This is a genomic window from Mesorhizobium sp. CA6, assembly GCF_020165035.1.
In the GTDB taxonomy this organism is placed as follows: Bacteria; Pseudomonadota; Alphaproteobacteria; order Rhizobiales; family Rhizobiaceae; genus Mesorhizobium.
In genome coordinates, this window is record NZ_JAIUHI010000025.1 from 52,206 (window position 1) to 63,100 (window position 10,895).

A 10,895-nucleotide genomic window follows, 5' to 3' on the forward strand; every position below is an offset into this window, starting at 1 on the left:
ACCAACCGTTTACCATGAAAACGCACAGTCGTGCCAACGCGCTGCAAGAGCCATGCCGCGCAAGCTGTGCCGCCGAAGGACAGGTGGGCGGATCGGGGAAGAGCAAATGAGAGAGGCAAATGTTGCCGAGGGCGCTGACTTCGAGGTCGTCAACTCGACCTTGATGAAGCGGGTCTTTTATATCTTCGCGGCGCTGGCGCTGCTTTCGATTGCCATCAGCGTCGGCGGCAAATGGCTTGGACGGTCGATCGCCATGGCCGGCTATACGGATGACACGACGGTGCGCCAGATCGTCATGGGCAACAATCTCATCAGCGTGCCGGCAAACTTCATCCGCTTCGACCAGGCCAGGCGCGACGGCATCGCCTCGCGGCTCGACCTCTATCTGCGCTATCCCGAAATGGACGGCTACAGCACGGCCGCGCGCGACGACTTCAACCATGCGACGACCAGGAAGATCATCTTCTTGTCGTTCGAACCGCGAATGATGTCGCGCGACATGAGCGGCCGTTTCGCGCCCATCTACAGCGCTCTGATCGAAAAGCCGGGGACGCCCGGCCCGGGCGGCACGACGGTTTACGCCTTCAGCGAAAAATCAGGCTATCTGAATGAAGTGCTGGCTGTTGCCGAACGCCCCGGCAAGGATCCGTTCGTCGCCCGCTGCCTGAGCGGCCCGAGTGCCGAGGAATCGCTGGCGCCCTGCGAGCGCGACACCCAGGTCGGCGACGATCTCAGCCTCACCTATCGCTTTCCGCGCGAGCTGCTCGCGAACTGGCCGGCGCTCGACGCGGCGATTGCAGCCAAAGTGGCGAGCATCCTCAAGACAGCCCATTGACAACTCACCCCATCAATTAGCCGGCCATCAAACTAGATCATTTCGGCGCGCAGCCGACGACGATCACATTCATCGAAACACCCTTCCCGGCTCGCCTGGCTCAACGCTTCAGCTTCACGGGCGACAAGATACGGTCTGGCATCGGGCTGACAAGGCGCGCTAATGGTCAGGCATGACCGATTTGAAGCCTTCCTATCTTGAGTTTGATCTCGCCAGCCGCCATCTGCGCCTCGACCCGCACGAGCCGGCCTTCGTGCAAGACCCTTACGAGGCCTACGCCTTTCTGCACGGCACTGCCAACGCCTTCTTCTGGGAAGACTACGGCTTCTGGTGCTTTGGCGGCTTCGACGACGTCAACCGGTTGCTGCGCGACCGCCGTTTCGGCCGCCAGAATCCGGCGGGGATTCCCGACAGCCGCGACGTCGGCGACGATCGCTCGCATCTCGCGGCCTTCGACGCGATCGAAGCCAATTCCATGCTGGAGCTGGAGCCGCCGGTGCACACGCGGCTCAGAACGCTGGTCAACCGCGCCTTTGTCTCACGCCAAGTCGAGCGGCTCAGGCCACGCATCGAAGCTCTGGCCAACGAGCTGGTCGACCGCTTCGAGCCAAGCGGTGTCGACCTTTTGCCCGCCTACGCCTCGCCCTTGCCGATCACCATCATCGCCGAGATGCTCGGCGTTCCGGTCGAGATGGGGCCGCAACTGCTCGACTGGTCGCATCGGATGGTCGCCATGTACATGCATGGCCGCACGCGCGAGACCGAGGAGACGGCGAACCGCGCCGCGCGCGATTTTTCCGACTTCCTGCGGGGCTACATTGCGGAGCGGCGCAAGAAACCTGGCGACGATCTGCTGTCGCTGCTGATCGAGGCTCAGGACAACGGCCAGAAGCTCTCGGAAGACGAGCTGGTTTCCTCGGCGATCCTGCTTCTCAATGCCGGCCATGAAGCGACCGTGCACCAGACCGGCAATGCGGTGCGCTCGATCCTCGCGCAAGGCGGCGATCCGCGCCGCTTCTTTGCGACACCGGAGGCGAATGTCGCGACGGTCGAGGAATGCCTGCGCTACGACCCGCCGCTGCATATGTTTCTGCGCTATGCCTATGAGGAGATGGAGGTTTCGCCAGGCATCCTGGTCAAGCCCGGGGAGATGGTGACGCTGCTGCTCGGCATGGCGAACCACGATCCGCTTGCCTTTGCCGAGCCCGACACCTTCAATCCGGCCCGCACGGACCAGAAGAATGTTTCCTTCGGCGCCGGCATCCATTTCTGCATCGGCGCGCCGCTGGCCAGGCTGGAGCTGCAGGTGTCGCTGAAGACGCTGTTCGATCGGCTGCCCTACTTACGCTTAGCGGAGACACCGCGCTTCCGCGACACTTACCATTTTCACGGGCTGGAACGGGTCGCCGTCACCTTTTGACCGGCGGACGATGCGACTCGAACAGCTGAAATTGTCATTCGGAATTCAGAAATGAGATTCGCCTTCCTGCAAGAGCCACCCTTCTGCTTCACCGATGCCGCGGGCAAGCTCGGCGGTTGCGACGCGGTGCTCGCCGAGAAAGTTTGCCAGATGGTTGACCTGGAGAACTTCTCGCCGATCGAGGCGGAATTCGCCGAACTGCTCCCCGGTTTGGTGGACGGCCGCTGGGACATGACGACCGGCCTGTTCATCTCCGAGGAGCGCAGCAAGCTCGTGGACTTCACGCGGCCGATCTGGTCACTGCCGGACGGGTTGATGGTCGCCAAGGGCAATCCGCTGGAGCTGAACGGCTATCGCTCTGTCGCCCAACATCCTTCCGCCGTGCTCGCAGTCATATCGGGTCAGATCCAGCACCAGACCGCGCTGCAGAACGGCGTTCCGCCCCAGCGGATCAGGATATTCGCCACGCAGGCCGAAGCAGCCGAAGCCGTTGCGGCAGACCATGCCGACGCATATGCCAGTGTCGCCATGGCGCATCGCGGCTATGTCAACGGACGGACTGGCGTACCGCTTGCCGTCATCGACATCCCGGCCTTTGAAAAGCAGCCTGCGGCAGGCGCTTTCGCCCTCGCCAAGGGCAACGACGCGCTGCGCCGGCGCGTCGATCAATGTCTCGGCGATCTGCTCGGAAGTGCATGGCACCGGGAGATCATGAGCAAATACGGCTTTTCCGACGGCGATGTCGATCGGCTGCTTTGATTGCTGGAAGCATTCAAAGCCGGATCACATATTCCTTGCGCGTCGTCTCGAGCACTTCCCATGTGCCCTTGAACCCTGGCCTCAGCACGAAACTGTCGCCGGCCCGCACGGTGCGCGCCTCGCCGCCATCCTCGGCGATCACCGAGACGCCGGACAGGATGTGGCAAAACTCCCATTCGTCATAGGCGATGCGCCATTTGCCCGGCGTCGCTTCCCAGACGCCGGCATAGAGACCGCCGTCGCCCTCCTCGACATTCCAGGTGCGGAATTTGGGATCACCCGAAATCACCCGGTCCGGCGGCGGCGCGCCGGCCTCCGGTTCGACCGCATCGGTGTTGAGCGCAAGAAAGGCCGACATATCAGACCTTGCCGAGCGCCTGCTCGAGGTCGGCAACGATGTCGTTGACGTCCTCGATGCCGATCGAAAGGCGGACGGTGTCAGGTCCGGCGCCGGCCTTGACCTTCTGCTCGTCGGAAAGCTGGCGGTGCGTGGTCGAGGCCGGATGAATGACCAGCGATTTGGTGTCGCCGACATTGGCGAGGTGCGAGAACAGTTCGAGCGCCTCGACGAATTTGATGCCGGCCTCGTAGCCACCCTTGAGGCCGAAGGTGAACACCGCGCCTGCGCCCTGCGGCGAATATTTCTTCTGCAGCGCGTTGTTCTTGTCACCTGGAAGGCCGGGATAGTTCACCCAGGCTACCTTCGGATGGTTCGACAGCCAGCCGGCAACGCTCGCGGCATTGTCGCAATGACGCTGCATGCGCAGCGGCAGCGTTTCCAGGCCGGTCAGGATCAGGAAGGCGTTGAAGGGCGAGATCGCCGGGCCGATGTCGCGCAAACCAAGCACGCGGGCGGCAATCGCGAAGGCGAAGTTGCCGAAAGTCTCGTGCAGGACGAGGCCGCCATATTCAGGGCGCGGCTCCGACAGCATCGGGTATTTGCCGGACTTCGACCAGTCGAAGGTGCCGCCATCGACGATGACGCCGCCGATCGAATTGCCGTGGCCGCCGATGAACTTGGTCAGCGAGTGCACGACGATGTCGGCGCCGTGCTCGATCGGCCGGACCAGATAGGGCGAGGCCAGCGTGTTGTCGACGATCAGCGGCAGGCCGTGCTTGCGGGCAATGTCGCCGATCTTCTCGATGTCGACGAAGACGCCGCCAGGGTTGGCAAGGCTTTCGATGAAGATCGCCTTGGTCCTGTCGTCGATCTGGCTCTCGAAGGTCGCCGGATCGTTTGCTTCTGCCCAGCGAACTTCCCAGCCGAAGTTCTTGAAGGCATGGCCGAACTGGTTGATCGAGCCGCCATAAAGCTTGTTGGCGGCGATGAAGTTGTCGCCCGGCTGCATCAGATTGTGGAACACGATGACCTGCGCGGCGTGGCCCGAGGCGACGGCAAGTGCCGCGGTGCCGCCTTCGAGCGCCGCGACGCGTTCCTCGAGAACCGCCTGGGTCGGATTCATGATGCGCGTGTAGATGTTGCCGAAGGCCTTCAGCCCGAACAGCGAGGCGGCATGGTCGGCGTCGTCGAAGACAAAGGAAGTGGTCTGGTAGATCGGCGTGGCGCGGGCGCCGGTCGCCGGATCGGGCTTTGCGCCTGCATGAACGGCTAAAGTGCTGAAACCAGGCGTACGGGTCATCGAAATCCCTCTCCTAACGTTCGAAAATCGCCGGGCATTCTTGGCGAAGCGCGGCGGGGAATGCAAAGAAGAAAATACCGTTCGGGGCGCGATCTGCGACGAACGCCCGGGAAAATCCATTTCGTCCCGGAATAATTTTGCGCGAACTACCGCGTGCTTATTTCTGTCTTACGCCGAAGCTCTGAAATCCCTGGCGCATCACAGGTTTTTTCGACGACAGCACGCCGGAGTTGACGCCGGTCCAGCCGATCTCGCCGGATAGCTTGCCGTATTCGATCTTCGGGCAGCGGTTCATCACCACCTTGATGCCGACAGCTTCGGCGCGGGCCGCGGCCTCGTCGTTACGCACGCCAAGTTGCATCCAGACGACCTTGGGCAGCGGGTCGAGCTGCAGCACCTGGTCGACGACGCCAGGCACGGCCGCCGAGCCTCGAAAAATATCGACCATGTCGACCGGATGCGGCAGATCTTCGAGGCTCGCATAGACCGTCTGTCCGAGGATCTGCTTGCCGGCATGACCGGGATTGATCGGGAGCACCCAAAAGCCCTTGGCTAAAAGATATTTCAGCACGAAATAGCTGGGCCGCACATCGTTGGGCGAAGCGCCGACCATGGCGATCGTCTTCACCGAATTCAGGATGCCGGCGATGTAGGCGTTGTCGTAGCTATCGTGATTCATGCTGCGATGGTCTTCCTGCGGTAATGGTAGCGATAGAGTTCGCGGTTGAAGCCGAGAGAGGCGTAGAGCGCGCGTGCGGGCGTGTTCAGCGATAGAAAAGCCGGGCATGCGGAAGAACTATTCGTCGGTCCATTCGGGCTTGCGCTTGCCGATGAAGGCACCGATGCCTTCCTCGGCGTCGCGCGCCAGCATGTTTTCCACCATCACGCGGCCGGTATGGGCATAAGCGTCGGCCAACCCCATTTCGCCCTGGGCATAGAAAGCCTCCTTGCCGGTTTTGATCACCAAAGAGGATTTGGATGCAATGGTTTGCGCGTATTTGTTGACAACCTGAATCAGATATTCGCGCGGCACGATGCGGTTGATGAGCCCGAACTCCTTGGCGGTCGCCGCGTCGATCGTCTCGCCGGTGAGCAGCATTTCCATCGCCTGCTTGCGTGAGACGTTGCGCGACAGCGCCACCATCGGCGTCGAGCAGAACAGGCCGATATTGACGCCAGGCGTGCAGAAACTCGCCTCATGCGAGGCGATGGCAAGGTCGCAGCTGGCGACCAGTTGCAGGCCGGCGGCGGTGGCGAGGCCGTCGATCTCAGCGATCACCGGCTTCGGGTGGCGCACGATCGTCTGCATCAGGTTCGCGCAAGCCGCGAAGGTCGTTTCGAAGAAGGCCTTGCCCCGATCCGGTTCGGCGCGGTGCGCCGTCATTTCCTTGAGGTCATGGCCGGCACAGAACACTTTTCCCGACGCCGCCAGGATGATGACGCGCACGGATCTGTCGGTCTTAACGCGATCGAATTCGGCCTGCAGCGCCGCCATCGTCGCCAGCGAGAGCGCATTGGCCGGCGGGCTGGCAAGCGTGAGGCGCAGGATGCCCTTGTCCTGGCTGACAAGAACAGGACCGTCGGCGACGGCGGGCTTGATGGCGACGACTTCGGCCACTTTCAAAAAACCTCATGCTTATGGAGCAACAGAACTAGCACGCTGCCGGTTGAAGAACAGCCGCGAGACGTGTTTTCTCCGTCGCACCGTTTGGTCCAGGCGCACCGCCCGGAGCTGCTCATTCATATAGGACGTCGCCATGCCCGCCCAAAGCGATCTGAAGCCAATGCTCAACGCGGCGGAAGTCAATGCACTAATGGCAAGCGTCTATCCGCAGCTCAACGACAATTTCACCTCCTATGAGGCGATCGACGTTTTTCCGGGCGGCTGCACGGTGCGGCTGAATGCCGACGAGCGGCATCTGCGCCCCGGCGGCACGGTATCCGGTCCGGCGCTGTTCACGCTGGCCGACATCGGCGGCTATGTCTGCGTGCTCAGCCATGCCGGCCCGGACGCGCTTTCGGTGACGGTCAACCTCGACATCAATTTCATGCGCAAGGCCGAAGCCGGTCCGATCGACGGCCATTGCCGTATCCTGAAGCTTGGCAAGAGCCTGATGGTGTTCGATATCGATATTGTCGCGGGCCCGGACGGACACACTGTCGCGCATGCCACCGGCACCTATTCGATCCCGAGGAAGCGAATAAGCGACAAGCCGGCCTGACGTCTTGCCGGAACTCCCAGTCGATAGGTTCGTTCTGCGGCATGCCCGATGTTACGACCTACCTTGCCTTCGTCGGCGCCGTGCTCGCCTATCAGCTTTCTGGTGTCGGTCCGGACATGATGCTGGTGATCAGCCGCGGCGTCGGGCAAGGCTGGCGCCACGCCCTGGCGACTGCAGCGGGCTGCGTATCGGCCGGCGTCGTCCAGATTCCATTACTGGCAATGGGGCTTGCCTCGCTGATCACATCCTCCCCATCTCTTTACAGCTTCCTTCAGATCGTCGGCGCCATCTATCTGATCGCCATCGGGATCAAATTCCTGTTGGCCCGTCGGTCGGGCAAAGGTGGCGGTGCGTCTACCTTTGCCGAGACGAGCAGTATCCCAGCCGCTTTCCGGCAAGGCGTGATCTGCAATCTCACCAATCCGACGACGCTCGCTTTCATGCTGGCGGTGCTGCCGCAATTCGTTCATCCCTGGGTCGGTTCGCCTGCACTGCAGTTCATCATTCTCGGTACGACCATGAAGGTGATGGGACTGGTTGTCCTCAGCGCCGTCGCGTTGACCTCCGGCGCGGTTGGCGGCTGGCTGGGGCGCCGAGGCACGTTCGTCGTTTGGCAAGAAAGGCTGGCAGGAGCCTTGATGATCGCGATCGGCGTCAAGCTTCTCCTTGCCGCCGTGACCGGGCGGCGGTGAACGAAAGAGAGCTATTTTGACATAGAGGCATGAGGTAAAATAATACCACTAATGTTAGTCATTGAATTTAAGGGGCTTTTCGCGACCATACACCGCAACCGACGCTTGACGCGCCAAACACCCTCGCCTATAAGCCGACCCGAAGCAGCGGCCCGCAAAGGCCGCCGTTTTGTTATTGGCGGAGCGGCTCCGGTCATCCCGTCAATCTAAGCAACAAGAAACGCCTTCTCTGTCCCTCCCGGACGGGAAAGGTCAAACCTGAGAGCAAAACATGGCTACCTTTTCGCAGAAGCCTGCGGATGTGGTGAAGAAGTGGGTGCTGATCGACGCCGAAGGTCTCGTCGTCGGTCGTCTGGCCACTGTCATCGCCAACCATCTGCGCGGCAAGCACAAGCCCACCTTCACCCCGCATGTCGATGACGGCGACAATGTCATCGTCATCAATGCCGACAAGGTGGTGTTCACCGGCAAGAAATATACCGACAAGGTCTATTACTGGCACACCGGCCACCCCGGCGGCATCAAGGAGCGCACCGCGCGCCAGCTGCTCGAGGGCCGTTTCCCCGAGCGTGTCGTCGAGAAGGCCGTCGAGCGCATGATCCCGCGCGGCCCGCTTGGCCGCCGCCAGATGAAGAATCTCCGCGTCTATGCCGGCGCCGAGCATCCGCACACCGCCCAGCAGCCCGTCACGCTCGACGTGGCCAAGCTGAACTCCAAGAACAAGAGGGCCTCGTAATGGCTGAGCTTTCCTCGCTCGCAGAACTCGGCACAGTCGCCGCGCAGCCGGCCGCGCCCGTGCATGTCCAGAAGCTCGACAAGTCGGGCCGCGCCTATGCCACCGGCAAGCGCAAGAACGCCATCGCGCGCGTCTGGGTGAAGCCGGGCTCCGGCAAGATCACCGTCAACGACAAGGAATTCGCGAGCTATTTCGCGCGTCCGGTGCTGCAGATGATCCTCAACCAGCCGATCGTCGCGGCCAACCGCGCCGGCCAGTACGACATCGTCGCCACCGTCATCGGCGGCGGCCTCTCCGGCCAGGCGGGTGCGGTGCGCCACGGCATCTCCAAGGCGCTGACCTACTACGAGCCGGGCCTGCGCTCGGTGCTGAAGAAGGGCGGCTTCCTGACCCGCGACAGCCGCGTGGTCGAGCGCAAGAAGTACGGCAAGGCGAAGGCCCGCCGCTCTTTCCAGTTTTCCAAGCGCTAAGGAGCGCTTGGGGGCAAGTTCTCGAAGCGCTAAGCGCCGCGAGTCCAAGCATTTCGAAAAGGCCGCCTCCGGGCGGCCTTTTTTCGTCACCAGTGCCCGGCCGGTGTCTTTAGGTAGTCGATGAAGGCGCGCAGCGGCGCCGGCACTAGCCGCCGCCCGGGATAGTAGAGAAACGGCCCCGAGAAGCTTTGCCACCATGGCTCCAGCACAGGTTCCAGGACGCCGCTGTCGAAATATGGGCGTACCCAGTCCTCGAAGAGCCAAAGAATGCCGACGCCGGCGATCGCCGCATCGATGGCGAGATCGACGCCGCCGCCGATGCTGACGACCAATGGCCCCGTGGTATCGACCCGCACCACCTCGCCGCCGCGCTCGAACTCCCAAGGCGTCATGACCCCGCTCGGGAAGCGACCGCGCACGCACGCATGACCAAGCAGGTCACGCGGATGCTGTGGCCGGCCGTGCCGATCGAGATAGGCTGGCGCGGCCGAGGTGGTGAAACGCTGGGTGCGCGGCCCGATCGGCACAGCAATCATGTCCTGCTCCAGCCGTTCGTCATAGCGGATGCCCGCATCGCAGCCGGCCACCAGCAGGTCGACAAAGTTCTCCTCCGCGATCACCTCCAGCCGGATGGCCGGATATGCAGCGAGAAATCCCGGAACGATTTTTGGCAGCACCAGCCGCGAGGCGCTTATCGGCACGTTGAGGCGCAAGGTGCCGGCAGGTCGGTCACGAAAACCGTTCACGACGTCGAGCGCGGCCTGCACCTCACCCAGCGCGGGGCCAAGACGCGCCAGCAGGCTGGCGCCTGCCTCGGTCAGTGCAACACTGCGCGTGGTGCGATTGAAGAGCCGCACACCAAGTTGGGTTTCCAGACGGCGGACGGCTTCGCTGAGCACTGAGGCGCTGCCTGCAGTCACGCGGGCCGCTTCGCGAAAGCCGCCGGCGCGAGCGACGGCCATGAATGCCTGGAGATCGTTGAGATCAGCCGCCATTGTTCTTATTTCCGCACAGGTCGTGCCGGTTATACCCGGTTATCAGGACAGCAGCCATCCCTTATCTCCCTCGCCGACAGCGAAGGAGAGCAACAATGTCCAGTGTAGACAAATCCGGTACTTATAAACTCGGCGACCGCTCGGTGCATCGCCTCGGCTATGGCGCCATGCAGCTTGCGGGCAAAGGCGTGTTCGGCCCGCCGAAAGACCATGACGCGGCGATTGCCGTGCTGCGCGAAGCGGTGTCGCAAGGTGTGAACCATATCGACACCAGCGACTACTACGGGCCTTATGTCACCAACAAGCTGATCCGCGAGGCGTTGGCGCCCTACCCCGACAACCTCACCATCGTCACCAAGATCGGCGCCCGTCGTGGGGAAGACGCCTCCTGGCTGCCGGCTTTTACAGCTGATGAGCTCGAACAGGCCGTGCACGATAATCTTCGCAACCTTGGCCTCGAGGTGATGGACGTCGTCAATCTGCGCATCATGTTCGGTGTGCACGGTCCAGCGGAGGGCTCCATCGAAGCGCAGGTCACCAAGCTTGCCGAGCTTCAGCGCAAGGGCCTCGTGCGCCATATCGGCTTGAGCAACGTCACGCGCGCGCAGATCGCGGAAGGCCGCAAGATCTGCGACATCGTCTGCGTGCAGAACCAGTACAATCTCGCGCACAGGGACGACGACGCGCTGATCGATGAGCTCGCGCGCGACGGTATCGCTTATGTGCCGTTCTTCCCGCTCGGCGGCTTCAGCCCGCTGCAGTCGTCGACGCTCTCGGACGTCTCGGAACGGCTCGGTGCGACGCCGATGCAGGTTGCGCTGGCATGGCTGCTGCAGCGTTCGCCCAACATCCTGCTTATCCCGGGCACGTCGTCGGTCGAGCATCTGCGCGAGAATCTGGCGGCGGCGGAGCTCGAGCTGTCGGGGGATGTGCTCGGCGAGTTGGAGGGCGTGGCGAAAGCGGCGTGATGGACGATTAGCTGATCTCCCCCCTTGTGGGGGAGATGGCCGGCAGGCCAGAGGGCGGCGCGAAGGAACGCGGCGCTGCAGGATCAAGGTTCCTCGCCCCACGAATGTGGGGAGAGGTGGCTCGGCGAAGCCGAGACGGAGAGGGGAGCGCCCTACGA

General features: G+C 62.6%; 13 protein-coding genes. 8 read left to right on the forward strand and 5 right to left on the reverse strand.

Annotation, left to right across the window (positions count from 1 at the left end; genetic code table 11):
- The first annotated feature begins 106 nt into the window (after positions 1 to 106).
- The 3 genes from LB526_RS27375 (at position 107) to LB526_RS27385 (ending at position 3,014) form a co-directional block, all read left to right on the forward strand.
- Positions 107 to 835 carry a hypothetical protein gene (locus LB526_RS27375; protein ID WP_224630404.1) on the forward strand — a complete coding sequence of 243 codons (729 nt, stop codon included), beginning with the start codon at positions 107 to 109 and terminating at the stop codon, positions 833 to 835.
- A gap of 172 nt (positions 836 to 1,007) precedes the next feature.
- On the forward strand, positions 1,008 to 2,255 hold the full coding sequence (locus LB526_RS27380) for a cytochrome P450 (protein WP_224630405.1): 1,248 nt from the start codon (positions 1,008 to 1,010) through the stop codon (positions 2,253 to 2,255).
- A gap of 51 nt (positions 2,256 to 2,306) precedes the next feature.
- A complete protein-coding gene (locus LB526_RS27385) occupies positions 2,307 to 3,014 on the forward strand; it encodes a transporter substrate-binding domain-containing protein (RefSeq protein ID WP_224630406.1) in 708 nt (235 codons plus the stop codon).
- Positions 3,015 to 3,027: 13 nt separating this feature from the next.
- On the opposite strand, the gene LB526_RS27390 is transcribed toward LB526_RS27385, so the two are convergent.
- The 4 genes from LB526_RS27390 to LB526_RS27405 all read right to left on the reverse strand — a co-directional run bounded on the left by LB526_RS27390 (position 3,028) and on the right by LB526_RS27405 (position 6,272).
- Positions 3,028 to 3,372, reverse strand: coding sequence for a cupin domain-containing protein (locus tag LB526_RS27390; RefSeq protein ID WP_224630407.1), 345 nt, complete (start codon positions 3,370 to 3,372; stop codon positions 3,028 to 3,030).
- 1 nt (position 3,373) lies between these two features.
- Positions 3,374 to 4,654: an O-acetylhomoserine aminocarboxypropyltransferase gene (locus LB526_RS27395; RefSeq protein ID WP_224630408.1), complete on the reverse strand. Its 1,281-nt coding sequence runs from the start codon at positions 4,652 to 4,654 to the stop codon at positions 3,374 to 3,376.
- Positions 4,655 to 4,811: 157 nt separating this feature from the next.
- The gene (locus LB526_RS27400; RefSeq protein ID WP_224630409.1) at positions 4,812 to 5,333 is read right to left on the reverse strand and encodes a CoA-binding protein; all 522 of its coding nucleotides are present in this window, start codon (positions 5,331 to 5,333) and stop codon (positions 4,812 to 4,814) included.
- A 117-nt stretch (positions 5,334 to 5,450) separates the two neighbouring features.
- Positions 5,451 to 6,272 (reverse strand): enoyl-CoA hydratase, encoded by an 822-nt coding sequence (locus LB526_RS27405; RefSeq protein ID WP_224630410.1) that lies wholly within the window; start codon positions 6,270 to 6,272, stop codon positions 5,451 to 5,453.
- A 139-nt stretch (positions 6,273 to 6,411) separates the two neighbouring features.
- On the opposite strand from LB526_RS27405, the gene LB526_RS27410 reads away from it, so the two are divergent.
- The 4 genes from LB526_RS27410 to rpsI all read left to right on the forward strand — a co-directional run bounded on the left by LB526_RS27410 (position 6,412) and on the right by rpsI (position 8,774).
- A complete protein-coding gene (locus tag LB526_RS27410) occupies positions 6,412 to 6,876 on the forward strand; it encodes a PaaI family thioesterase (RefSeq protein ID WP_095767634.1) in 465 nt (154 codons plus the stop codon).
- A 41-nt stretch (positions 6,877 to 6,917) separates the two neighbouring features.
- Positions 6,918 to 7,568 carry a LysE family translocator gene (locus LB526_RS27415; RefSeq protein WP_224551672.1) on the forward strand — a complete coding sequence of 217 codons (651 nt, stop codon included), beginning with the start codon at positions 6,918 to 6,920 and terminating at the stop codon, positions 7,566 to 7,568.
- 271 nt (positions 7,569 to 7,839) lie between these two features.
- Positions 7,840 to 8,304, forward strand: coding sequence for a 50S ribosomal protein L13 (rplM, locus tag LB526_RS27420; protein ID WP_040983169.1), 465 nt, complete (start codon positions 7,840 to 7,842; stop codon positions 8,302 to 8,304).
- Positions 8,304 to 8,774, forward strand: a complete 471-nt coding sequence (rpsI, locus tag LB526_RS27425; protein ID WP_040983171.1) for a 30S ribosomal protein S9 — start codon at positions 8,304 to 8,306, stop codon at positions 8,772 to 8,774. Before rplM ends, rpsI begins: the two co-directional genes overlap by 1 nt.
- An 86-nt stretch (positions 8,775 to 8,860) precedes the next feature.
- Here rpsI and LB526_RS27430 read toward each other — a convergent pair whose 3' ends face one another.
- A complete protein-coding gene (locus LB526_RS27430) occupies positions 8,861 to 9,769 on the reverse strand; it encodes a LysR family transcriptional regulator (RefSeq protein WP_224630411.1) in 909 nt (302 codons plus the stop codon).
- Between the two features lie 95 nt (positions 9,770 to 9,864).
- Between LB526_RS27430 and LB526_RS27435 the strand changes: the two genes are divergently transcribed.
- Positions 9,865 to 10,737 carry an aldo/keto reductase family oxidoreductase gene (locus LB526_RS27435; RefSeq protein ID WP_224630412.1) on the forward strand — a complete coding sequence of 291 codons (873 nt, stop codon included), beginning with the start codon at positions 9,865 to 9,867 and terminating at the stop codon, positions 10,735 to 10,737.
- Positions 10,738 to 10,895: the final 158 nt, after the last annotated feature.